Source organism: Planctomycetota bacterium, from assembly GCA_039182125.1.
Lineage (GTDB): Bacteria > Planctomycetota > Phycisphaerae > Tepidisphaerales > Tepidisphaeraceae > JBCDCH01.
The window spans coordinates 1-22290 of the sequence record JBCDCH010000063.1 but is presented as its reverse complement, the minus strand read 5'-3'; the positions used below and the strand labels follow the sequence as shown (position 1 = coordinate 22290).

24 protein-coding genes are annotated in these 22290 nt (G+C 64.1%); 6 read left to right on the top strand and 18 right to left on the bottom strand.

Going from position 1 to position 22290, the window contains the following annotated elements; genetic code table 11:
- Nucleotides 1–308 precede the first annotated feature (308 nt).
- Nucleotides 309–869, top strand: a complete 561-nt coding sequence (locus AAGD32_14580; protein MEM8875471.1) for a DUF2064 domain-containing protein — start codon at nt 309–311, stop codon at nt 867–869.
- 160 nt (nt 870–1029) lie between these two features.
- The gene (locus AAGD32_14575; GenBank protein MEM8875470.1) at nt 1030–1968 is read left to right on the top strand and encodes a prepilin-type N-terminal cleavage/methylation domain-containing protein; all 939 of its coding nucleotides are present in this window, start codon (nt 1030–1032) and stop codon (nt 1966–1968) included.
- Nucleotides 1969–2055: 87 nt separating this feature from the next.
- Here AAGD32_14575 and AAGD32_14570 read toward each other — a convergent pair whose 3' ends face one another.
- From AAGD32_14570 to AAGD32_14560, 3 genes are read right to left on the bottom strand one after another with little or no spacing between them, the layout of a single operon-like run.
- Nucleotides 2056–3051 (bottom strand): nucleoside hydrolase, encoded by a 996-nt coding sequence (locus AAGD32_14570; GenBank protein ID MEM8875469.1) that lies wholly within the window; start codon nt 3049–3051, stop codon nt 2056–2058.
- The gene (locus tag AAGD32_14565) at nt 3048–4100 is read right to left on the bottom strand and encodes a phosphotransferase (protein ID MEM8875468.1); all 1053 of its coding nucleotides are present in this window, start codon (nt 4098–4100) and stop codon (nt 3048–3050) included. The genes AAGD32_14570 and AAGD32_14565 overlap by 4 nt, the downstream gene beginning before the upstream one ends.
- Before the next feature lie 32 nt (nt 4101–4132).
- Complete coding sequence (locus AAGD32_14560; protein MEM8875467.1) at nt 4133–4522, bottom strand: hypothetical protein; 390 nt, start codon at nt 4520–4522, stop codon at nt 4133–4135.
- 45 nt (nt 4523–4567) lie between these two features.
- On the opposite strand from AAGD32_14560, the gene AAGD32_14555 reads away from it, so the two are divergent.
- Nucleotides 4568–5179, top strand: coding sequence for a Uma2 family endonuclease (locus tag AAGD32_14555; GenBank protein MEM8875466.1), 612 nt, complete (start codon nt 4568–4570; stop codon nt 5177–5179).
- Here AAGD32_14555 and AAGD32_14550 read toward each other — a convergent pair whose 3' ends face one another.
- Nucleotides 5180–6133 carry a glycosyltransferase family 2 protein gene (locus AAGD32_14550; protein MEM8875465.1) on the bottom strand — a complete coding sequence of 318 codons (954 nt, stop codon included), beginning with the start codon at nt 6131–6133 and terminating at the stop codon, nt 5180–5182. It abuts the gene before it with no gap.
- Between the two features lie 202 nt (nt 6134–6335).
- On the opposite strand from AAGD32_14550, the gene AAGD32_14545 reads away from it, so the two are divergent.
- Complete coding sequence (locus AAGD32_14545) at nt 6336–6926, top strand: PEP-CTERM sorting domain-containing protein (GenBank protein ID MEM8875464.1); 591 nt, start codon at nt 6336–6338, stop codon at nt 6924–6926.
- A 35-nt stretch (nt 6927–6961) separates the two neighbouring features.
- Here AAGD32_14545 and AAGD32_14540 read toward each other — a convergent pair whose 3' ends face one another.
- The 10 genes from AAGD32_14540 to AAGD32_14495 all read right to left on the bottom strand — a co-directional run bounded on the left by AAGD32_14540 (nt 6962) and on the right by AAGD32_14495 (nt 17613).
- On the bottom strand, nt 6962–8086 hold the full coding sequence (locus AAGD32_14540; GenBank protein MEM8875463.1) for a glycosyltransferase family 4 protein: 1125 nt from the start codon (nt 8084–8086) through the stop codon (nt 6962–6964).
- Nucleotides 8087–8202: 116 nt separating this feature from the next.
- Nucleotides 8203–9234, bottom strand: a complete 1032-nt coding sequence (locus tag AAGD32_14535) for a glycosyltransferase family 2 protein (protein ID MEM8875462.1) — start codon at nt 9232–9234, stop codon at nt 8203–8205.
- Complete coding sequence (locus AAGD32_14530) at nt 9231–9848, bottom strand: serine O-acetyltransferase (protein ID MEM8875461.1); 618 nt, start codon at nt 9846–9848, stop codon at nt 9231–9233. Before AAGD32_14530 ends, AAGD32_14535 begins: the two co-directional genes overlap by 4 nt.
- Before the next feature lie 7 nt (nt 9849–9855).
- Entirely contained in the window at nt 9856–10803 is a 948-nt protein-coding gene (locus AAGD32_14525) for a glycosyltransferase family 2 protein (GenBank protein MEM8875460.1), read from the bottom strand.
- Nucleotides 10800–11960, bottom strand: coding sequence for a hypothetical protein (locus AAGD32_14520; GenBank protein ID MEM8875459.1), 1161 nt, complete (start codon nt 11958–11960; stop codon nt 10800–10802). Before AAGD32_14520 ends, AAGD32_14525 begins: the two co-directional genes overlap by 4 nt.
- Complete coding sequence (locus AAGD32_14515) at nt 11957–13312, bottom strand: hypothetical protein (protein ID MEM8875458.1); 1356 nt, start codon at nt 13310–13312, stop codon at nt 11957–11959. Before AAGD32_14515 ends, AAGD32_14520 begins: the two co-directional genes overlap by 4 nt.
- An 89-nt stretch (nt 13313–13401) precedes the next feature.
- Nucleotides 13402–14508: a glycosyltransferase family 4 protein gene (locus AAGD32_14510; GenBank protein MEM8875457.1), complete on the bottom strand. Its 1107-nt coding sequence runs from the start codon at nt 14506–14508 to the stop codon at nt 13402–13404.
- 220 nt (nt 14509–14728) lie between these two features.
- Nucleotides 14729–15679, bottom strand: coding sequence for a glycosyltransferase family A protein (locus tag AAGD32_14505; GenBank protein ID MEM8875456.1), 951 nt, complete (start codon nt 15677–15679; stop codon nt 14729–14731).
- Nucleotides 15676–16590 carry a glycosyltransferase gene (locus AAGD32_14500; GenBank protein MEM8875455.1) on the bottom strand — a complete coding sequence of 305 codons (915 nt, stop codon included), beginning with the start codon at nt 16588–16590 and terminating at the stop codon, nt 15676–15678. Before AAGD32_14500 ends, AAGD32_14505 begins: the two co-directional genes overlap by 4 nt.
- A gap of 66 nt (nt 16591–16656) precedes the next feature.
- The gene (locus AAGD32_14495; GenBank protein ID MEM8875454.1) at nt 16657–17613 is read right to left on the bottom strand and encodes an MlaD family protein; all 957 of its coding nucleotides are present in this window, start codon (nt 17611–17613) and stop codon (nt 16657–16659) included.
- Between the two features lie 26 nt (nt 17614–17639).
- Between AAGD32_14495 and AAGD32_14490 the strand changes: the two genes are divergently transcribed.
- Nucleotides 17640–18809, top strand: a complete 1170-nt coding sequence (locus tag AAGD32_14490) for a DUF1570 domain-containing protein (protein MEM8875453.1) — start codon at nt 17640–17642, stop codon at nt 18807–18809.
- Nucleotides 18810–18823: 14 nt separating this feature from the next.
- Here the strand turns inward: AAGD32_14490 and AAGD32_14485 are convergent, their stop codons facing one another.
- Both AAGD32_14485 and AAGD32_14480 read right to left on the bottom strand, forming a co-directional pair.
- Entirely contained in the window at nt 18824–19672 is an 849-nt protein-coding gene (locus AAGD32_14485; GenBank protein ID MEM8875452.1) for an ABC transporter ATP-binding protein, read from the bottom strand.
- Entirely contained in the window at nt 19669–20493 is an 825-nt protein-coding gene (locus AAGD32_14480; protein MEM8875451.1) for an ABC transporter permease, read from the bottom strand. Before AAGD32_14480 ends, AAGD32_14485 begins: the two co-directional genes overlap by 4 nt.
- Before the next feature lie 46 nt (nt 20494–20539).
- Here AAGD32_14480 and AAGD32_14475 point away from each other — a divergent pair, with 46 nt between their 5' ends.
- A complete protein-coding gene (locus AAGD32_14475; GenBank protein ID MEM8875450.1) occupies nt 20540–21355 on the top strand; it encodes a tetratricopeptide repeat protein in 816 nt (271 codons plus the stop codon).
- 59 nt (nt 21356–21414) lie between these two features.
- On the opposite strand, the gene AAGD32_14470 is transcribed toward AAGD32_14475, so the two are convergent.
- Together AAGD32_14470 and AAGD32_14465 are read right to left on the bottom strand one after the other, a co-directional pair.
- Entirely contained in the window at nt 21415–21858 is a 444-nt protein-coding gene (locus AAGD32_14470) for a hypothetical protein (protein MEM8875449.1), read from the bottom strand.
- A gap of 181 nt (nt 21859–22039) precedes the next feature.
- A partial coding sequence (locus tag AAGD32_14465) for an adenosylhomocysteinase (GenBank protein ID MEM8875448.1) occupies nt 22040–22290 on the bottom strand: 251 nt, incomplete at its 5' end.

The following is a 22290-nucleotide window of genomic DNA, read 5'->3' as shown; positions in this document are numbered from 1 at the left end:
GCTACCGGTGGTGCCGGACACTCCGGCGCGCGGAACATAGTGCGTTTTCCCGCGGTTTCCAATGCAAATCGCCACATTCGCGGCAAAATGCCCGGTAATTCCCTGAATTTTGGCCACTTTCTCACCGATTCGTGTCCAAACACCCCGCCAATCGCGGATTTTCGGCATTCCATCCGGCCGGACTCATGGCCGACCGCAGGGTTTGTGATGGGACGAACGGCACGGATCCGGCCACATCGCGGGCAAACACTGTGCTGAAAGGAATATGCAAATTCTTCGAATCAACCGATAGTCTGTGGCCGCTCGCCATGCATGATGCTGTCGTTCTCATCTTCGCCGGCCCACTGGGCCAAGAGCTCAGCCGCAAGGGCATCGCTCGTCAGCACGCCCGGTTGTTCTCCTTGCCGAAGCTCGACGGCGTCGCCGCCGACGTGGTCGTGAGCGGCGGGAAGGGTGCGACCTTCACCGAACGCTTGGTCTCGGCCATCGCGGAAGTGTCGCACTACCGGCGGATCGTGATCATCGGTCGTGACTGTCCGACGCGAACGGCCGACGATGTGAATGCCGCGCTGACGGCGCTGCGACACCACGACACCGTGCTCGGTCCCGACGGACGTGGCGGTTGTTGGTTGATCGGCCTACGCCGCGAGGTGCTGGAAGTTGTCGATGGCGTGCGTTGGTGCCGGGGCGAGGACTTCGCCGAACTGGCAAGCCGGGCGTTGTCGCTGAAGGTTCTCGCGGTCAAAGGCGACATCGACACGAGTGCCGACCTCCCGCAAGAAGCACCGACGGTTCTGCCGGTGTTGCCCCATATCCCGGCTCTTTTCGTCGCCGACCAATGGGCGCTTCCGCCGCCGGCGTTGCGGTAGATCCACACGCTACCCCTCGCGGTTGCGGCTTTCGCCGCCCGCACTTTCACCACCGCTGCGCCGTGGAATGGCGTATCCGCGCGGCCTCCGGTCCGCTGTCGTTCCCGAATCCTTCAATCTTCGCCTTCGCGATCTCGTTCGCGGCAACCCCCTTATCACTATGACCCACTCACGGAAGACCGCTTTCACCCTCGTCGAGCTGCTCGTCGTCATCGGCATCATCGCGCTGCTCATCTCGATCCTTCTGCCCTCGTTGAACAGTGCACGCCAGTCGGCCCGCGTCGTCGCGTGCTTGTCCAACAGCAAGACGCTCGCCACGGCAACGGCCGGCTACATCGCCGAAAACAAACAAACCCTCCCGGAAGCGATCTACAACAATCGCACCGGCCTGCTGAGCCCGGCCGGCACCAACTTGCCGGCGTGGACGGACATTCCCGCGTTGCCAGGCTTCGGCACCGCGACCAGCCTTTACGTCATGCCCACGATCGGCGAGGCACTCGCCGGCTACACGGGCGAAGACGGCTTCGGCGTTTGGCGTTGCCCCAACGGCGACACCGCCGGGCAGTTGCTCGGCGACATCCACAATCTCGATTACTTCTGGAACTCGGGCGAGAACCCGATGAGCGGTTACGCCGGTGACATCAACGTTGACGAAGACGCCGACGACTGGCTGCCCAACTACTACTACCACTCCAGCAAGGTGTTCATGGCCTTCGACACCCCCGACGTCGCGGCGACGCGGGTGAGGCCCGGCTTCAATGCCAGCGACTGGACCGTCCGCAATGTTGCCGGTTTACGCGCGACCAAAGCTCGTCCCGTCGGCGGCGGTGGGTCGGCCGATGTCGTGGTCTTCACCGAGTACAAGTCGTTCTTCCACACGCAGTCCGATAAGGACGTCTACGCCTTGGCCGACGGCGAAACCACCGAGTACCGTGGCAACTACGCCTTCCTTGATGGCCACGCCGAGACACGCAAGTACGAAGATCGTGACGGGTACATGGCACAACAGCACAACCCGATCAAGCAAAGCTGGTATGGCGTCGACTTCATGGTCGAGTACGCCGAGCAGTTCGACGATGAGAACTTCTACGTCGACTAGCCAACGCCTTTCTCCCGAAGACAGGTGACGTGACCAACGCCCGGCAGGCCGATCAGGCCGCCGGGCGTTGGTTCGTTGTTCCGGCGATCACGGTTGGGCCGGGCCGCTGAGACGTTCGACGATGATGTCGCTCGACTCGGCCGCGGGGACGGTGAGGTAGGTGAACCTGGATTCGCCTTCGGCGGGGGTGGCGAGGAGGTACTCCCGCGTCGCGCCACCGATTCGCAGTGCGTAAGGGGCGCGCTCGTCGACGCTCTCGATGATTCGGACATCGACGGGGACGGACTCGATCAGTTCCGGATGGGTGAGCCACATCGCCGCGAGCGTGTCGAACGGGTTGAAGCCGGGCGTGTTGAGTCCGACGAGCCATTGGCCGATCCATGCCTGGCTCGTGTCGTGGATCCATCGGCCGACGTCCGACGCTTCGGCGAGTTGGTCGAGGTCTTCGTGGGTGATCCAGACGTGGCTCGACACTTCGTAGCCGGCAAACACGATCGGGACGCCGCTGTCGATGAGTACCTGCATCGCGGCGGGATCGCTTTCGAAGTTGAGATCGGGAAAGTAGAACTCGGGCGCTTCGACCGGCCCAAAGCGGAAGCCCACCCGGCGGGCGGCGACGACCACGATGCTCTGCACGTTTTCGGCCAAGTCCGGCTCGGCTTTGAGCACGGCGGCGATGTTGGTCACGGGCCCGACGGCCATGACGTGCATCGGTTTTTCACGCAACGCCGCGGCGATCGCACGGGTCGCGTCGGTTTGCTTGTCGAGGTCGTCGGCCGAGGCGGCCCCGGCGTGGATCGGCAAGTCGGCCGGCCCGAACCGGCGCGTGATGTCTTCCGCGATCGGCACCGCCTGCTCGAGCGTCGCATTGCCGAACTGCACGGAGATCCCACGTACGTTCAACTCCGGCGAGTTGAAGCAGTAGATCATAAACAAGCCGTCGTCGACGTCGGCGTTGCGGCCGAGCTTGACCACGCCGGTCGACGTGTCCACGTCGAGCCAAACGTCAACGGGGTCAACGGCAGGGGCCTGGTCCGCAGGCGCGGGTTGAACAACGAGCAGGGCGAGTAACAGCGGGATCATGCGAGCAAGGGCTGGAGGTCATCGGTCATGACGGCGTCGCGCGCACGTGTGAGCAAGTCGGCGCGGCGGCCGTCCGTCTTGGGGATGGGCAGTTGGGCGACCCCGATCAGCCGCCGCATCACCTCGCACCCGACGCAGCGTGACATGTAGCTCATGTTAACGTTCCTGGTGTCGTACTCGACAAGGAACACCGCCGCCTGGTCCGCTGCATCGGCAAGGATGAGGTGGGCGGTCATCGTCGCGACGTCGAAGCAGCGCGGGCCGGCAAAGCAGAACTCCGGGTCGATCACCCGCATGCCCCGCTCGGTTCGCACGAGCGAGCCGGGGAAATAGTCGCCGTGTAGAAGCACCGTCGCGTCGCCGGGATAGTTCAGATAGTCGCGTCCAACGTCATGGACTTTCTTGACGAACGCCCGGTCGGATCGAACCTCCGCCGCGGTTTCCGACAGCCCTGGCTCGAGTTCGTCGAGGTCGAACATGCCGTGATCGGTCAACGGCACGTCGTAGATGTGGGTATGGTTCAGCGCCCGCATGTCGGGGTTCTCGAACTCCGGGCTACGCTCGCCGGCGGTGTAATCGTGCAGCTCGCGCAGGAACCTAGCGGCGGCCGAGAGTTCGTCATCGGTAACGGTGTCGTCGCCGTAGACGCACGAGAGATCGCTCGCGGCCCCCAGGTCCTCGAGTAACATCGTTCTGCTCGCGTCGTCATGGCCGAGCAGTTCGGGTGTTTGTTCCGCGAGCGTTTCGGATGACTGAATTCGTTCGTAGAACCGACGTTCGGAAATGATCCGACCCCATGGCGCGGCGATCATGTCGTAGCGCTCGACCCAGGGCCGCGCCTGCTTGAGGATCACCGACCGGCGGTCGGTCGAGACGCGCAGCACCAAGTTCATGTTCCCCTCGCCAGCCTTGGCGATGCCGGTAATATTTTCGCCGGGCTCGAGGTAGTTGAGCCGCCGCATCAACGACTCGATCTCGGGTAGTTCGTCCGGATCGATGAAGGGGAAATCCGGGTACTCCGCCAGGGCAACTTCGCGGGGCGTGGACATGCCAGAGTTTTAGTGATGCCGAAAGAGCCTGACTACCCACTCACGGCGTAGGCCTCGCGTTCGAAGCGATTTCCCCGGTAAATCGGCTCCCCACGCCACCAGGCGACCCCGCTGGCCAGAAAATAGGCGGGAATGAAGAACGGCCCCCAGCGTTCGCACTGGGTGACGTGGACCCGTTCGTGGGTTCGTGTGCGGTCGAGGGCTGCCGGATCACGGCCGATCACGACATGCCCAAGCGTCATCGCCAATGCCCCATTGGGTAGTGGCACGAGCTTCCGCAGTGCCCATGTGGCGAATCCGCCGGAGACTTCGAGTACGCCCGTGTGTCGCGAGACACGCCCGCCGCTGATCAACGTCAGCAACGCAACGCCAAGCCCGACAAGCGTCGTCGGTGATGCCCAAATGTAGCGAAGCAGCCACACGATCGGATATTACCCGCCGATAGCGAATCAGATACGATCGTCGGTATGGTGACAGTGCTCGATCAAATCCTGAGCCGTCCGGACGCGCTCGACGTCGTTCGCCGCGCCAGCGAAGAGCTTACGGCTGAGGCTGTCGCGCGGCAGAAGTTCTTTGACGACCTTCGCCCAGGTGACCGTCACGAGTTCATCAATGGAGAGACCGTATTGGCATCACCACAACGCTGGGAACACTTGGAGCTGGTCGAGGTTATTGCGGACGCGGCAAAGGCTGCGATCCGATCCGGCGGGGGCGGACGCGTGAAATCGGAAGCGATCATGACGCGCCTGACCCGCAACGACTACCACCCGGACGTTTGCTACTGGCGGCAAGAGGTCGTCGACACATTCACGGGCGGGCAGACCGTCTTCCCGGCACCGGACTTTGTCGCTGAAGTTTTGAGTGAGTCCACCGCCCACCGCGACCGCGGGGTGAAGTTCGAGGACTACGCCGCTCACGGCGTGCGCGAACACTGGATCGTCGATCCCGACGAGCGGACGGTCGAACAGTATCTCTTGGACGGCAACAGCTACAAACTCCGTCGCAAGCTTGATGAGGGCACGCTCAAGTGCGAAGTCATCGAAGGCTTCGAGATCGACGTGGCGTCGATCTTTGCGTGATCACTTCGCCTTTGCGTCCCACACCTTTTTCTGTTCGGCGTCGATGGCGGTGATGGCGTTGGACTTGCCCTTGAACAGGGCGGCCCATTGGTAGCGTCGGAGGAACTTGCGGAAACCCGGCTTGTCGTAGCGTGGCTCGCCCCTGAAGCTGCGCTTGATGAAACCCCAGAGCATCGCGGCCGAGCCGACGAGGATCGGTGGGTGCAACGCGCGGTAGGCGCAACTCGCGAGCATGTACGGCAAACTGGTGCCCATGAACTGCTGACCCCAGCCGTGACGCACGCGGCCGGTCCACCAGTTCTTGTGCGAGGTGCCCATCGGCCGCAGGTGCGTGAAGCGCAGGTCCGGCTCGTCGAAGCTCGCCGCCTGCCAGCCCATCATGCGGGCGGTGTGGCAGTCGATCCCGTCCCACATGAGCTCGGGCACGAAGCCGCCGATCTCGGTGAAGCATCGCGTCTGGTAGAACTTGGTCATGCCGACGGAGTTTTCGTCGCCGCACTTTTCGCTGACGAGTTGGCCGTCGAGGAGCATGTAGGGTTTGCCGCTCGCGGTGCCCAGGCGCGGGTTGGACTCCATCTTGTCCATGAGCGTCGCGAAGTATTTCTCCGGCAGCTCCAGGTCGAGGTCGATCTTGCAGACGTAGTCGAACTCGGCTGGGTCGATCGTTTCGTAGCCGGCGTAGAAGGCCTGGACCACGCCGCCGCCGACCTTGCGGCCGCCATCGCCTTTGGGTCTGGGCGGGCGGGTGACCACCCGGAGATAGGGCATCTTCTCCTGCCATTTGCGGAGGATGTTCGGCGTTTCGTCGGTGCTGGCATCATCGACCACGACGAACAGGGCGGGCGACTCGGTCTGGTTGTAAACCGACTCCAGCGTCCGCTCCATGTACTGCTGTTCATCCCGGCAGGGGGCGATCAGGGCATACCGGCGGGTCGTCACGCCGACAGGTGTCATGGCTGCGGGTGCGTCTGTGACGGACGTGACGTCTGATGCATCGTTCTCCAGCACGGAAGCCATGTTAGGGGTATCGGCCGATCGTTGTTTAGCTGTAAATGGCGTTGCGTGGTGACGTGGAGCGGGGTACATTTAAGATGGTCGCCGGTGTGTCCGAGCGGCGTTAAGTAGCCCATCCAGCCTTCCAACGGGAGAGATCCACATGCAGCCGCTTTGTAAGTTCGCCGCCCTGTCCGGCGCCCTTGCCCTGACCGCGTCCACCGCGTTCGGTCAGGTCACCACGACATTCACCGGGTCGATTGAAACGACCGACTCGCGTTTCGATCTGCCGGTCCCACCCGAGGGCGATCCGTTCGGAGTGCCGTCCGCACCGATCTTTTCCTTCCTGACGGACGTGCCGTTCGACATCATCCCGCTGACGGTCGTCACCACCGGCGACTACGACCTGAGCGTCAGCACCGATTTCCTGTTCGGGACTTTTGGCTACACGCCTGTCTTTGACGTGGACGACTCGTTGGCCAACTACGAGTTCGGCATCGTCTCCGAAGGCGACGGCGACTTCGATGGTGCCGTCACGGGCATCCCGCTCGTCGCCGGTGTTGACTACTTCTTGGTCGTTAGCGCCGCTTCGAATCCGGATGACAGCCTCATCACCAGCCCCGAGGACTTCCTCGGCGATTACACCGTGACCTTCGATGGCCCGGCCAGCCTTGACGGGACGATCGTTCCCGAGCCGGCCACGATCGGTTTGCTCGGTGTCGCGGGCCTCGGTCTTCTGCGTCGTCGCAAGTAAGCGACCCCCCGACTTTGCGAAAAGCCCACGTCTGGTCAGGCGTGGGCTTTTTGCTGCGCTTCGCGCAGGGCCGACTCGATGCGGTCGAGGTTGGCGTCGAGGGAGAACTCATCACGGACGCGTTGTCGGCCGGCGTTGCCGAGACGCTCCCGTTCGGCGGAACCTTCGAGCTTGCGTAGGGCGGCGGTCGTTTCGTCGATGCCCGTCACAAGCAGGCCGGCCTGGTCGTGCGCAACCAGCTCGCGGATCGCCGGCAGGTCGCCACTGATCACCGGCACGCCGGCGGCCATCGCTTCCATCAGGACGACGGGAATCCCGTCGCGGTCGCCGTTCTCATCCTCGCGGCACGGCAGAGCGAAAACGTCATGCTCGGCCATCAGCCGTGGAACGTCCTCGTTGTTCACGCTACCGAGGAACGTCACGCGCTCATCAGCCAACCCTTCGAGTTCTGCCCGTTGCGGCCCGTCGCCGGCGACGGTGAGTGTCCAGCCCTCCGGCAATGCCTGGATCAGCGTATCCACCCCTTTCTTCGCCACGAGCCGGCAGAGCGTCACGCACTTGCGACTGAAGGCCGGGCGCGGCAACGCATCATCGACGCTCACGCCGCAGCGGATGATGCGATAGTCGCCGCCGGGATGGACGGACTCGTAGAACGCGCGGTGCCATTCGCTGATGCAGTTGACGAAGCTGGCGCGTTGGAGCTTGCGGCGCAGGAGTGATCGGCGTTGGAACAGGTCGTTGGCGTGGCCGGTGAAGGACCAAGGGATGCCGATGCGTGCCGCGGCGTACATGGCGACGGTCGCCGGGGCATGGGCGAAGTGGGCGTGGAGGTGGGCGATGCCGCGCTCCTGCAGGTTGGCTGCGAGTCGGTGCCCGGCGGCTTTCTGCATGGCGAGCTTCATTCGATCGGCGGCCGGCGTCGCTTCGCCCGGCGTTAGCATGTCCCGCGTGAACTTCGGCAACAGCCGCCCGCGTCCGTACACCGGTGTCGTCGTCGCCTGCAAGTCAGCCAACGACGCCGGCAGTTGCTCATCCGCGAATCGCAACGTGAACGTATGCATGTCCCACCCTCGTGCTCGCAGTCCGCGCACTTCCCGGTACACGAACGTCTCGCTCGCTTTCGGGAACTGCGCGGAGAGGTAGGCGATGGGGAAGGACATGGTGGGGAATGACGAATGACGAAACGGCGAATGACGAATGAATGACCAATGACGAAATCCGAACTTCGGTCATTCGGGTTTCGGATTTCATTCGTCATTCGGGAACTCGTCATTCGTCATTCACTCGCTCCTTTGTACTCGATGATCGTCGCCTGCTTGCCGCGGAGTTTGTTGAGGCGGTACTTCAGTTGCCCGAGGGCTTGGGGGAGTTTGCTTCGTAGGACATATGTCGCGTACATGCTCGCGTCCTTGCTCGCATCACCGTTGGATAGTCGGTGCTCCTTCACTCTTCGGAGCAGACGTACCCACAGACCGGCAACGCCAGCGACGAACGTCAAACCAACTGCGACCGAAGCCCATCGAGCAACTTGTCCTGTCGCTATCCACGCTCCGATGAGGGCAATCGCGAGGCCGCACACGTATAGGGCAAATGAGAAGCAGCCGAATGCGTAGTTACTCCGCACCTGCTTCTTCCGGAACGGCGGGTGACGGTCGTAGCCTTCAGCGAAGGCGTGGCCGGCGCGGACGTTCCGCTTCCACCACTGGCTGAACTTGGTCATCGCCGCGTCGTGCAACGTCATCTCTTCGTCGATGCGGTGGATCTCGTGGCCGGCGGCGCGGAGGCGGACGCACATCTCCGGCTCCTCGCCGGCGATGACGGCGGGGTTGTAGCCGCCGACCTGCTCGAACGCCGACCGGCGGATCATCGCGTCACCGCCGCACGCCTCGGCTTTACCGATCGGCGTGTCCCACTCCATGTCGCAAAGCTTGTTCCACTTCGTCGCGTCGGGGTACCGCTCGCGCCGCCGGCCGCAGACAACGGACGCCTGCGGATTGGCTTCGAGGAACGCCACCGCCTTGCCGATCCAACCTTCGACGATCTCGCAGTCGCCGTCGACGAACTGCAGATACTCGACCTCGCCGGCCGCGGCCGCACCTTCGTTCCGCGCCCGTGCTGCCGTGAACGGCTTGCTCAAATCCAACTCCACGACCCGGCAGCCCAACTCTCTTGCCAACGCCACCGACCCATCGGTCGACCCGCTGTCAACGTACACCACCGTGTCCGCGTCACGCACCGCCGACGTCAGGCATGCGCGCAGCCGTTCCCCTTCGTTCCGACCAATCGCGATAACGGCGACGCTGCTCATGTCTTGTTCGGGAAACACTGCGCGGGGATGCCGACCGCGATGTGGTTGGTGGGCACGTCTTTCACGACGACCGCGTTCGCGCCGACCATTACGCCGTCACCGAGCGTGACAGCACCGAGCACTTTCGCGCCGGCACCGACGTTGACGCGATTGCCGAGTGTCGGCGCGTCGTGCGGCTTGTTCGGTGTCTTATTGCCGAGCGTGACGCCCTGGCGGATGGTGCAGTCGTCGCCGATGACGCAGTGGCCGTGGACGACGATGGCGGACTGGTGCTCGATGATAAACCTTCGGCCGATCTTCGCCGCATACGGCAGTTCGATGCCGTAGCGGTTGCGGCACCGTCGAAACGCCCAGCGGTAGAGCGGCGACAGCAAAATGCGTAGGAGCTTCGATTTGCCCATGCGCCAGTTGCCGAAGCGGTGGACGGCAACAGCGCGAAAGCCAGGCCGAGTCCAATCTCCGCCGTGGCTTGCAAGGTCTTCCTTCCAAAGTTTCCAGAGCGAGAGCCCGGGCGGGTTTTGGTCGAGCGCGCCTGTGCCGCGTTGGGCGTCGAGCGTCGGATCGGCCTCCCGGCGAGGGACTTTGGCGATGGGTCGGTCGGCGGTCAACGTCATGTCGTCCTTATCGGCCGGTCAGGTCGGCGGTGAGATTGTACTTCGCGAAGTCACGCCACAGCCGTGGCGGATCGTTACGCGGGTTGCGGCGTAGCACATCCACGAAGCGCGCCAGCGGTGTGCTCGCAAGCCATGCCACGTTGACGACCGCCGTTCGGGCCCGGCCCAAGTGTCTGAGAAAGTAGCGCCGCCGCGAGTCGAACCAGTACCTCGGCCGACGTTTCTTCGCCCGCTGCGCCCCGGTCACGCCGCTGCTCGCACCGACGAGGTGGATGATCTCGCTGGCCGGAACGTGCCAGGTCGTCCAGCCGTGGTCGAGCGCGCGTCGGCAAAAATCGACCTCCTCGTAGTACATGAAGAATCCCTCGTCGAGCAGCCCGATCGCGTCGAAAACCTCCCGGCGGACGAGCATGCTCGCACCAGCGACCCAGCCGACGGCGGTTGACTTGTCGTAGATGGTGCCGCTGATGCGACGATGATTGAGCAACTTGGTGACGAGACCGACGCGCAGCGTGTTTTCGATCTCGCCGAGCACGGTTGGGAAGCCAAACGCGCAGCACATGGGCGTCTCGTCCTCGTGCAGCGAGTTGCCACCCGCGATGCCGCAGTGGGGCTTGGCGTCGAGGAAGTCGATCAGATGCCGCAACGCGCCGGGGCGAACGCGTGTGTCGGGGTTGAGCAGCCAGATCGCGTCGGGCGCGAAGTGCTTGAAGGCGTGTTCGATGCCGCGATTGTTGCCGAACGCGAAGCCGCCGTTAGTGTCGAGCGGGAGGAAGTCGCACCACGGCAGTGCGTCGATCACCGGCGTGAGCCGTTCGACCGAGTCGTCCCCCGACGCACCATCGACGACGGTGCATGTCGCGCCGCAAGCCTCGGCTTCGGTGGCGAGTGTCCGCAGGCAATCGATCGTCAGATCGGCCGTGCGGTAGTTGACGATCACGATGTGTGCTTTCACCGCTTCCCTCCCGTCAAGGCAGCGGCGAATGTTATCAGACCCACAGGCTCCCATACCAACACTTCACGCATCTGCGCGAGCGTCAACGTCGGGATCAAAGCGGCACCGCCCATCACCGCCAACATCGGCCAAACCGACACCCCGCGTTTGCGGGCGATGACAACACCGGCAAGAACCAGCACAAGCCATGCCGATCGAGTCACCAGCACGATCGGATGCCGGGCCCGGGCGTCGTCCCAGTCGAGCCAGAGCGTCTTGAGCAGTCGCAACGCGGAGAGGCCGGCATAGCCGCCGGGGTTGTCGGCGGTCCAAGCAAACGTCCAGCGTCGCAGCAGCACGGTCCTGTCGCCTTCGGGCTTCCCGTTGAGCATCGCCCGGTCGGCGGGGGGCAGATCGTCGAACCGCGTCGGCCCGGCCTCGCGTCGGAGATCGCCGCCGATGCTGCCGGTGGCGCCGTCGTGATTCCCGGCCCATGCGTCGGCCCAGAGCGTCGTCGTGATCGGCTCGACGACGCCCACGCTGATCGTGTTTCGCAGCGACCAGGGCACTAACACCGCGCACAGGGCCGCGAATGTGAGCGCTATCAGCGCGGGCTGGCGGCGGTGTCGGACAATCGCTCCCAACGCGACGGCCGGCAGCAAGACTGGTTCGATGAACGCGGCCACCGTCGCCCAGAGCCAGCTCGTCCGTGGCAGCGCGAGCATCGCAAGCAGCGCGACGGCCGCGAGGGGGCCCGGTTGGCAGTACGTCGCGGCGGCGATCTGCGTCGGCCACAGCGCGAGCAACCACCCGGCGAGCAATCCATGACTGGTGGCTTGGTCCGGCCCGACGATTTGCTCGACGACTCGTACGCCCAACAGCGCCACGGCGGCACCGGCGAGTGCGTTGATCAGCAACGCCCCCATCCACGCCCACGGCAAGCCCAGCAGATGGATCAACCCCGCGAGCAGCAACGGGTAAGGCGGTGTCCGTGCGGCCGTCGGGGACAGGTACGAAAACGAGCCGCGGCTATAGCCATCGCCGGCGAGCAGGTTGGCCGCGATCGTGCCATGCTCACCGGCTCCGGGGGTGTCCCACGCGGCCCAGTACACGGCCAAGCCGAGCCGGGCCGCGATCGCCACGGCCGCGATGAGAAGGATGTGGGTTCGGTACTTCACGCCATGGCCGGCTGCATGCCGACGGGGTAGCTCTGCGGCGCGGTGGCGGTGGCCCGGTCACGCACGAAGTGCGCCATCGACACGGTCAGGCCGAGCATGACCACCCAGACCGGTTCGTAGGCGAAGCCGAACCAGACCGTGTACATCCCCGCCATCACCGCCACGAGCACGGAGAAGTTGACGATCAACGGCATCCGCGTGTCGGTGTTCGGCAGCATCCGCAACGCCTTGCCTACTTCGCCGGCCAACAGGAACGGCAGCGCCAGGAACAGCAGCAGGTAGATCCAGCCTTGCTCCAGCAGCATGAGGAGGTACGCGTTGTCGATCGAGTTCATGAACAGTTCCTCGAACTGGAAGTTTTCGCCGGCCCCGAGCGGCCCCGAGCCGATCGCTTCGTCGAAGACGGTTTGCACGATGAGCATGCGCATGTAGAGCGAGCCGTTGAAGTTCGCTTCGGTACCGGTGAAATCGGGCCGTTCGAGGTCCAATCCCAGAAGGACGCTGGTGAGCAGCGCGAAGCCGAGCACACCGATGGCGACCGGCAGCCAGGCCGCGTGGCCGACCCAGGGCATGAACCGGATCGTCACAACCATCGTCAACGCGATCGCGATGACCATGAACGACGTGAAGCTCATCGCCGTGAGCGCGACGATCGATGCCGCGGCCAGGCCGACGAGAACTTTCGGGTTGGTCAGCTTGAGCCCGACGCTGTAGGCCAACGCCGCGATGAGCCCGGCGACCATCGTCATCACGTTGCCGTTGTCAATCGGGTGGGCGAAGGTCGCGATGGTTCGGTAGAAGCCGAAGCGGTGATAGGTTTGCGTGTTGTGGGCTTCGATCAGGCCAAAGTTGTGTTCAAGGATGCGCGACAGGAAATAGGGGCTCAGTCGCCACTCGACCAAAGTTGGCGGCACGAGGATCACGGAGATGATGCAAAGCACCCAGAGCGAGGCGCGGCGTACTTCGATGTCCGGCAGTGCCACGCGGCCGAGGAAGTATGGGCCGAGGTACAGCAACACGCGGGAACCGCCGGCGCTGACCGCTTCCCAGGTGTCGTAGTGCGCGAAACTCGACGCGATGTAGACCAATGCGAGCGCGACCACCGCCGTGTCCACGCCGCACCACCGCATGTTCAGCGGTTCGCCGCCCTTGATCACGAAGCCGACCAACGCGCCGTATGTCACCGCGCTCACGGCGTTCACGTCCGGGATCATCGGGATGGCCACGCCGACCGTTTGGAAAAACAGCAGTAGCCCCGGCAGCAGCGCGAACGGAAAGGCCCACCGGATGCCCTTGAAATAGGACATGCCCAGTGCGGTGAAAAAGAGGGTGGCGAGGACGAGCGTGTTCACGAGACTGTTCTAGGTATCGACGCCGGTCGGGGGGTGACGTTACACCCGAACCGCACGTCGGTCGCGTGGCGGCTCTCGCCGGCCGGGTTTCAGGCGGCCACGACCTTGCCTGCGGCGGCTTTCTCAAGCTCGATCTCGAAAGCGTCGTAGCTGCGGCCCCAGGTGTGTTTTCTTGCGATTGCGTACGCCTTGTCGCTCATCCGCTTCCATTCCGCGTCGGTCATTCGGCAAACGCGCTCGATCGCCTTGGCCATGTCCAGCGGGTCTTGCGGCTTCACGAAGATGCCGGCGTCGTTGGTCAGCACGTCCGGCGCGATGCCCGTGGGGGTGCCGATGACCGGCGTCCGGCAGGCCATCGCCTCCAGGACCGGCAGGCCGAATCCCTCGCTGCGGCTTCCGAAGAGCCATGCGTCGCAACTGGCGTAAATCTCGCGGAGTTTGTCCTGCTCGGGGGCGACGTGGAACTCCGCCGGGTGCGGTACAGGCAGTTCGTCCATCGGTTGATGAGCGCCGAAGGCGACGAACTGCAGCCGGGGGAATCCCTGTCGGGCGAGCCGGACGGCTTCGAGCGAGATGTCGGTGCCCTTGAAATGGCTGGTCGCGTACATCACGCCGACCTTCGGCGGCCAGCTTTTGGTCCGGGGCGGCGCGTTGAACATGTCGGTATCGACCCCGTTGGAGACGATCGTCACGTCCGACACGCCGTAACGAGCCGCGGCGAGATCCTTGATCCACCCGGCCACGACGATGCGGTGCATCGGCAGTTTCCACGTCGCCTCGACCCGCTCGCGGTAGTCTTCCTCGTGGTGGTCGAACTGCGTTTCGTCGTGCTGGATGAAGTGGACTTTCGCGCCCTTGCTGGCGGGATAGTCGTTGATCCAGGTCGCCGTCTCCCACCAGGTGCCGATAACCACGTCGGCGTCGGGGACGTCGTCGGCGGTGATGGGGCGGTAGGTGTCGATAACGCGGTGCTCGAAGGGCACATCCGCGAAGTGGCCCGGCGCCTCGGGTTGGGTCACCGGCCACGCGCCCATTCGCAGGAACTGGCGCATGCGGGACTTCAGGTCTGGCCGCCGACGCGGCAGGCTTACTGCGGTTACCTCGTGCCCACGCTTGTGCAACTCGCGCGCGTGCAGTGCCGCGACGCGGATGCCACCGGCCAGACCGGCATGGGGAAGAACGAACGTGATCCGCATGAGCTTGAACGTCGATACGCCGGAACGCCCGACGTCGGGTCGCGCCGTTGGCGCGGGTCAAAGGGGACATCCTACATCGGTCACCCTTGCAGTTTCATCGGTCATTTTCCGATTCAGGTTGGGCCGCAACAACTTCGCGTCAAGACGCGTTGCGGGCGGACAAATTGACATTCGACCGTGTGGCGCTGGCAAGCCGTCGGCCATGACTGATAACCACCTCTCAGCGTAACGCAACGCTCGCCAATGTCCGCCAAGCCCGCACATTGGTCGGTCCCGCGCGAACGCCTTGCCAGGCCTTGGTCACCGCCGCGGACCGCTCGCCGTGACGTTTGTGATCCGCCGCCGCGCCCAGAAGGACGGCCTGCACCCGATTCGCACAGCCGCGAGCGCTGTCGGACCCTTCCGCTTCAGGAAACGCCGCCGGAACCTCAATCATTTCACCCCGCATGAGCGGATCGGTGCCGGTGGCCTGCCGTTCGCGTTGGAAGCTGCGGATGTGGTCCTCGAGCCACCCCCGCTTGGCCGACGCCTGCCGCTGGGTGATCCCGCCGCGATGCAGCCGGTAGCGGTAGCAATGCTCCGGCTCGAACCACACCCGGCCCGCGTCGCCGAGCCGAAGTTGAAAGTCGGCGTCCTCGCATCCGTTGAAGAACGCCCGAAACCCGCCGAGTTGCCGCATCATCTCCATGCGCACGAGGAACGTGCAGAAGTGGGTTCGGCCCTTGCCGGCGCGAAGTTCTTTGGTGATGTCTTCGACGCCGCCGACGCGCATGGGCCAGTGGGTCAGCGGCGTGTCGTGTTCGTCGGTGAGCGTGTGGATGCCGCACACCGCGTCGGCGTCGGTGTGTGTTTGCAGGAAGTCGAGCTGCCGGGCGAGTCGGTCGGGTGGGGCGTAAGCGTCGTCCGCGTCGCATCGGCAGAACAGTTCGCCCGTCGCGGCGGCAAGGCCGACGTTGAGCGCGGGGGCGATGCCTTCCCGTGGGCCCGGCACCATGTTCAGCCGCTTGTCCTCCGTGGCGATCCGCTCCACGACCGCCGGCCCTTCGTCGCTGGAACCGTCCTCGACGACGATCAGTTCCAGGTCCACGCCGGTCTGCCCGAGCACGGACCGCACCGCCGGCTCGACGAACGGCATGCAGTCACGCATCGGCATGACGCACGAAATCTTCACGCCGACTTCCGTTTCATCAGGGCACACGCCACGAGTTTCCATCCGTCGGTCGAGGTGGGCGACAGCTTCACCGCGTCCTTGCCGTAGCTCAGCGCGGTCCGCCATTCGCCGCTGTGCCAGGCCCACCAGCCGTATTGCAGTGCGTACTTGAGCTTGCTTTCGGTCGCGTTGGTCGGACGCCAGCCGGTCGGGTTGGCGAAGGTGTACTTGCCGATGACGCCGCGCCGTTCCCACGCCGCTTCGCAACCGCGCCGCATGCACTCGGTCTGCAGCGCCCCCTTTTTCTCGCTGATCGAATCGGCCTGCATGCGGTACTGCAGCAGCACGTCCGGCAGGCTCGCCAAATCGCCGTGCTCGCCCATCCGTAGCCACAAATCGAGATCCTGGCTCGCGGAATAGCTCTCGTCGTAGCCGCCGACTTGCTCGAAGACGCCGCGCCGCATCATCACCAACGGGTGGCAGATGGGCACCTTGCCGACGAGGCAGAGTTCCTGGAGCGTCGCGTTGTCGGTCGGCTGATGTTGCACGCGCAGCAGTCGGCCACGATCGTCGACCAGTTCGTACGCACCGCCCAGCACCGCCACCTCGGGGTGGGCATCGAGGAAGGCGACCTGCTTCGCGAACCGGTCGGGCTTGGCGACATCGTCGGCGTCCATGCGGGCCAGCAGGTCGCCGGTCGCGAGCTTGCAGGCCTTGTTGAGCGTGGGCGTCAGGCCGATGTTGTCCTGCTCGATGAGCCGAATCCGCGGGTCGTCATATCCATGCAGGATCGCCCGGCTTTGGTCGGTCGAGCCGTCGTCGACGATGATGAACTCGAAGTCGGTGAATGTCTGTGCGAGGATCGAATCCACCGCGGCGCGGATGAACGCTTCGGCGTTGTAAGAGGCCAGAATGACACTCACGCGCGGCATGCCGAGAGTGTATCGGCCGTTTGTGCCGGTCGCTTGTGGATGCTGCGGGGCGGTGTCCGGCGTTGGTTAGAAGCCGACTTTGAAGCCTTCCTGCTCCAGTTGCACGATCAGCCGCTGCGCGTCGCGGCTGACGGCGTTGGCCTGCTTGAGCACGTCGAGCAGGGCGTTGTACAGGGCAGGGTCGTTGATGATTCGGCCGACCGTGCCCTCGCCGTTGTCGATCTTGGCGGTGATCGATTGGATGTTGTCCAGCGACTTGTCGAGCTCGACGAGGCTGTCGGCGACCCGGCCGGCGGTCTGGTTGATGGCCTGGCGGGTTTCGCCGATGGTGATGACGATCTCGTCGCCGGCGTCGTTGAACTTTTCCATCGCCTCCCGCGCGCTTGCGGCGGTCGCGCGACTGTCGGCAATCGCCGCCTTGATGTCGGCACGCATCTGCGGGTCGTCGATGAACTCCCGTGCCGAGGCGATCGTGTCGCCGGCGCGGGTGATTTGCTCGTTGGTGTTTTGCAGCAGGATCTTCGTGTCGCCGATGAGCCCTTGTTCCTTGAACTCGGTGACGATGTCGTTGAGGTTGCTCGCGAGTTCGCCGATCTCGGCGGGGATGATCTCGTTGCCCGTGTAGTTGGTCGGCACGACGTCACCTGCCGCGAGCACGCCGTCAGGAGTGGCTTCGATTTCCAGTTGGATGACGGCCCCGCTCGAAAGCAAGTTGGTCTGCCGGATGTAGCCGATGACGTTACCGGGGATGCGTTTGTCGGCGTCGATCTGTGCTTCGAGCGTGAGGCCGTAGTCGTCGGTCAGTTCGAGCTTGCTGACCTGGCCGACGGTGACGCCTTTGAACTGTACCGGCGACCCGACCGACAACGCGTCGGCGCGTTCGGTGTCGATCGTGACGGTGAACTTCTCCCCCGCGAACGGCCCGGCGAGGTTGCCCCCGAACTGGATAATCATGTATCCGAGCAGCCCCAGGGCCAACAGGACCGTGATCCCCACCAGGGAGTTTCGTTTGTTCGAGCTCATCGGCGTTGACGGTATGATCCTTCGCGATGAGCGGCAAACGAAGTAGTCGATGGCCGGTGTTGCTGGCGGTGCTTTTCTTGGTCGGTTTCGTGAGCGTCGGGGCGCAGCGCCAGTTGCCGCGACACGAAACACGCTACTACTACCTGCACACCGACCTCGAGGTGGATCAGGCTCGTGCGGCCGCGATCCGCATGACCAAGATGGCCGAGGAGTACTTCCGCCGGACCAAGGACTTCGGGCGCGGGCAGCCGGACCGCCGGTTCGACTTTTACCTGTTCAGCAACCAGGCCGACTACAACGCCGCAGGCGGTCCGCCCGGTTCGGCCGGGGTTTACATGCGGCGTGGTAACGATGCCCGGCTCATGGCGTTCATGATCCCGGGCCACGAGGCCGAGAGTTGGAAGACCGTGCAGCACGAGGGTTTTCACCAGTTCGCCGACGTCTCGATCGGCCGGCTTCCGCCTTGGGTCAACGAAGGCTTGGCCGAGTACTTCGGCGAGTCGATCTTCACCGGCGACGGATACGTCTCGGGCATTGTCGACCCTCGCCGGCTCGAACGCATCCGACGCACCATGGAGGAGAACCGTTTCATCCGCGTGGAGGACCTCATGGACATGACCCAGCGCGAGTGGAACGCCCGGCTCAAGCACGAGAACTATGACCAAGGCTGGGCCATGGTCCACTTCCTCGCCCACGGCGATGGGGGCAGGTACCAGCGCCCATTGGCCGACTTCATCGACCGTGTCGGGCGTGGGCAGGATCAAGTGAACGCGTGGGGCGCGACCTTCGGCAGTACCGACGGCATGGCCGACGCGCTCAACAAGTTCTGGGCGGGGTACGACCCCGCCGACGCGGATCACCTGCGAGCCGAGGCGACCCTGCGGACGCTCACGAGTTATCTCGCCCGTGCCGTGCTTCAGGGCAAGCAGTATGACAACTTCGATGCGTTTCTCGAAGGCCTACGCGACGGTGACATCTCCATGGATGTCAACGTCGTGGGGGAAAACTGGTTGCCCGACGATCTGCGTTTGCGTGTCTTGCACAACACGGACGGTTGGCTCGCGGCCGGTTACGCGTTCGAGATCGTCTCCGACCCGCGTCGGCTGCAACTGCGGATGACCGAACCTGACGGAACCGTCAAGCTCGCCGGCTACAAGCTCCGGCGTGGCCTGGTGTCGGAAGTCGTCGTGCAGTGAGTTCGTGCAGAGCGCTACCGCAGCCCCGCCAATTCTTCCTCATCCGCCTCGCCGCGGACGAAGCGTTGGACGTGCGGATCTTCGCAGTCGCGAATCTCATCGCCGGTGCCGTTGAAGATGATCTTGCCGTGGTGGAGCATCACGATGCGATCGCCGACCTTGAACGCGTTGGCCATGTCGTGGGTGACGACGACGCTGGTGACCTCGAGTTCGCGCTGAAGTTTGAGGATCAGTTCGGAGATCGCGTCCGAACGGATCGGGTCCAGGCCGGTGGTCGGCTCGTCGTAAAACACGATGTCCGGCTCCATGGCGATCGCGCGGGCCAAGGCGACGCGCTTGCGTTGACCGCCCGAGACTTCGCTGGGCATCTTCGGCCCGACGTCGGGCAAGCCGACCATCTTGAGCATCCGCAGGGCGGTTGCGTCGATTTCCTCGTTGGTCTTACGGGTGTGTTGGCGTAACGGGAAGCCGACATTCTGCAGGTTGTTGAGCGAGTCGAAGAGCGCGCCTTGCTGAAAGAGGTAGCCGAAGCGATGGCGGACCTCGGCGAGTTCGCGTTCGTTGAGCCGGTCGATGCGGATGTCGTCGAAATAAACCTCGCCTTGGTCGGGCCCGAGCAGGCCGACGATGTGCTTGAGCATGACGGACTTGCCGCTGCCCGACGCGCCGAGGACGACGAGCGTTTCGCCGCGGTTGACCACGAGGTCGACGCCGTCGAGCACCAGGAGTTTGCCGAACGATTTGTGCAGGTTGACGAGCCGGACCAACGGTGGGCCGACATCGGGTGTTTGACCATGTTCGTGCAGTTTTGCCTCGGCGAAGTCGCCCGCCCACGTCGCGCCGGTACTCGTGTCTTGGTTCATATCAACGGCCCCGAATCACCGTAGATGGCCCGGAACAGGTCTTGCAGCAGCTTGGCGAAGAAGAAGTTGAGCACGATGATCGCCAGGAAGCTCGTCACGAACGCCTCGGTGCAGGCGCTGCCGACGCCTTTCGCGCCCGAGCCGCAGTTGAACCCCTTGTAGCAGGCGATGATGCCGATCGCGCCGCCGAAGAAGACCGACTTCATCAGCCCCTCCATGATGTTCCATGTGTCGATCAGGTCGGCCGAGTAGTACCAGTATGGCTGATTTGGCACGCCAAGGAACTTCACGCTGATGAGCCACCCCCCGAGCACGCCGAGCAGGTCGGAGTAAATCGTGAGGATCGGCGTGAGCAGGACGCACGCGACGAATCGCGGCACCACGAGAAAGCGGATCGGGTCCGTCCCCATCACCCGCAGCGCATCGAGCTGCTCGGTGACGTTCATGGTGCCGAGCTCGGCGGTGAGTGCGCCGCCGACGCGTCCGGCGAGCATGACCGCGGCCAGCACCGGGCCGATCTGCTTCACGACGGTGAGGCCGATGACGCCGCCGATGCGTTCCTCCTGGCCGAAGGCCTTGAACTGTGAAAACGTCTCGATCGCCATCACCATGCCGATGAAACCGCCGGTGATCGCGATGACCGGAACGGACCGGACGCCGACCTCGTACATTTGCGGGAAGATCAGCCGAAAAGTGTTCCACCGCCAGCCGTGGGAGAAAAACCACCGCCAGGTCTGTGCGAAAAAGGCGAAGAATGCGCCGAAGCCCGAGATCGCTTTGAGCGAGTCATTACCGACACGTTCGATGATCGCGGGAACCATGGGGCGGATGGTAGCGAGGCCGAGCGCTTCCGCTATTCTGATAGCGATGCGAAACCTCGCCCTGATCGCTGTCGTTTGTTTCCTCACCGTCGCCGTGACCGGTTGTCGTAATCCCGTCTCGAACGTGGTGACCTTCGGCAAGCAGTTCCGCGCCCAGGGCGTGAAGCACTACGACGCCGGTGACTACGAACGCGCCCGCAGCGCTTTCGAGGAAGCCACCGAGCAGAACCCGTCGGATTACCTTTCGCACTATTACCTCGGGCAGACCTATCGCCAGCAGGGCAAGGACCAGCTCGCGATCCAGGCGCTCAACACGGCGCTGCGTGTGCGGCTTACGACCGGCGGCGGTCGCAAGGACATCGCCGCCCGCAACGACATCACCTTTGCCCTGGGTCAGGCGGTCGCCGAGAGCCCGTCGGGTGACGCGGCGCTCAACAAGCTTGAGTTCGACGCGCGGACCGAGAACAAAGCCGACTTCTGGATGGCCGTCGCCGAGGCCTACCGGGCCCGCGGCGACGCCGACAACGCGCTCGACGCCTATGCCCAAGCCGCGGAGGCCGCGCCCAGCGATCCATTCCTCGCCAAGCGGTATGCCTTTTATGCCGACGGTCTGGGCCAGTCGGAGCTTGCGGGCCCGCTGTTGATCAATGCCTACGACCTCCAACCCGAGGACCCCGAGGTGATCGCGGCCCTGGAAGCCAACGACATCATCCCCGGCCCGAGCTTGCGTAGTCGCGACAAGCTCGTCGATCCGATCATCCCCAAAGGGCCGTTGCCGCAGTTCCGGGCCGGCTTCGAAGACAACCGCAACGAGCCGATCGACCTCGACGAAGTCCGCCGGCGGTACGAAGACGGGGAATGAGTCGAGACGGGCTCACCAAAGACAACGGCCGGGCGACCTGTGTCGCCCGGCCGTTGTCGTCACTTGCGCTTCGTCGAGCGCTTCGACTTGCGGTCCTTTCTCGCCTCTGCCTTGAAGACAGCCTTGCCGAACTCGGGGGCCAGCAGTGCAAGGCGATGGCGGCGCAGGTCGAAAACCGCCAAGCTTCCGCTGGCACGTTTCACGAACACGTACGGCAGCGAGACGGCCTTGATCCGGCTCGGCCAGCCTGCATAGCCGGCCATCGTCGTGACCGACTGCACGAACAACGTCGGCGATACATCCGCGTCGGAGCGGACGACATATTCGTCGGTCTCCTCGGCGATCGTGACGTACTGCCCAACGGCGAGGTCTTCCGGGCCGATCAAGCGAGAAGGGGTGAATGAATGTGGGGTGGTGTCCTTGTCTTTGGTTTTGGCTTTCTTGGTAAGGGTTGTGCCCATGACAAATCGGGTGCGACCGTCCGGCCAACGGCCCGACGGCAAAGAGGAAAGGAATGTGCGAGTGAACGACAACGGCGTGAAGGATCACGCCGGGGCGGCAGAAGTGCGCGAGATGTGTCGTTTGAGGAGCGTGGGCGGAGCGTAGCGCGCAAAACAAAACGGGCAAGCCCCGGATGACCCGAGGCTTGCCCGCTTCAGCAGGCATGCGAGATGCCGACCCAACTTAGTACCGGTAGTGGTCCGGCTTGTACGGGCCGTCCAAGGGGACGCCGATGTAGTCGGCCTGGTCTTGGCTCATCTGCGTGAGCTTCACGCCGAGCTTGTCCAGGTGCAGGCGGGCGACCTTCTCGTCGAGCTTCTTGGGCAGGAGGTACACCTTGTTCTCGGAGTAATCGACGCCCGAGAGGTTCTCCTTGCCGGCGTTGAACAGGGCCAGGTCGATCTGGGCGATCGTCTGGTTGGTGAACGAGGCGG

Coding starts and splice junctions, on each gene's coding strand:
- AAGD32_14580 (MEM8875471.1), top strand. CDS start 309: ATGCATGATGCTGTCGTTCTCATCTTCGCCGGCCCACTGGGCCAAGAG.
- AAGD32_14575 (MEM8875470.1), top strand. CDS start 1,030: ATGACCCACTCACGGAAGACCGCTTTCACCCTCGTCGAGCTGCTCGTC.
- AAGD32_14570 (MEM8875469.1), bottom strand. CDS start 3,051: ATGATCCCGCTGTTACTCGCCCTGCTCGTTGTTCAACCCGCGCCTGCG.
- AAGD32_14565 (MEM8875468.1), bottom strand. CDS start 4,100: ATGTCCACGCCCCGCGAAGTTGCCCTGGCGGAGTACCCGGATTTCCCC.
- AAGD32_14555 (MEM8875466.1), top strand. CDS start 4,568: ATGGTGACAGTGCTCGATCAAATCCTGAGCCGTCCGGACGCGCTCGAC.
- AAGD32_14550 (MEM8875465.1), bottom strand. CDS start 6,133: ATGACACCTGTCGGCGTGACGACCCGCCGGTATGCCCTGATCGCCCCC.
- AAGD32_14545 (MEM8875464.1), top strand. CDS start 6,336: ATGCAGCCGCTTTGTAAGTTCGCCGCCCTGTCCGGCGCCCTTGCCCTG.
- AAGD32_14540 (MEM8875463.1), bottom strand. CDS start 8,086: ATGTCCTTCCCCATCGCCTACCTCTCCGCGCAGTTCCCGAAAGCGAGC.
- AAGD32_14535 (MEM8875462.1), bottom strand. CDS start 9,234: ATGAGCAGCGTCGCCGTTATCGCGATTGGTCGGAACGAAGGGGAACGG.
- AAGD32_14530 (MEM8875461.1), bottom strand. CDS start 9,848: ATGACGTTGACCGCCGACCGACCCATCGCCAAAGTCCCTCGCCGGGAG.
- AAGD32_14510 (MEM8875457.1), bottom strand. CDS start 14,508: ATGCGGATCACGTTCGTTCTTCCCCATGCCGGTCTGGCCGGTGGCATC.
- AAGD32_14500 (MEM8875455.1), bottom strand. CDS start 16,590: ATGCCGCGCGTGAGTGTCATTCTGGCCTCTTACAACGCCGAAGCGTTC.
- AAGD32_14495 (MEM8875454.1), bottom strand. CDS start 17,613: ATGAGCTCGAACAAACGAAACTCCCTGGTGGGGATCACGGTCCTGTTG.
- AAGD32_14490 (MEM8875453.1), top strand. CDS start 17,640: ATGAGCGGCAAACGAAGTAGTCGATGGCCGGTGTTGCTGGCGGTGCTT.
- AAGD32_14485 (MEM8875452.1), bottom strand. CDS start 19,672: ATGAACCAAGACACGAGTACCGGCGCGACGTGGGCGGGCGACTTCGCC.
- AAGD32_14480 (MEM8875451.1), bottom strand. CDS start 20,493: ATGGTTCCCGCGATCATCGAACGTGTCGGTAATGACTCGCTCAAAGCG.
- AAGD32_14475 (MEM8875450.1), top strand. CDS start 20,540: ATGCGAAACCTCGCCCTGATCGCTGTCGTTTGTTTCCTCACCGTCGCC.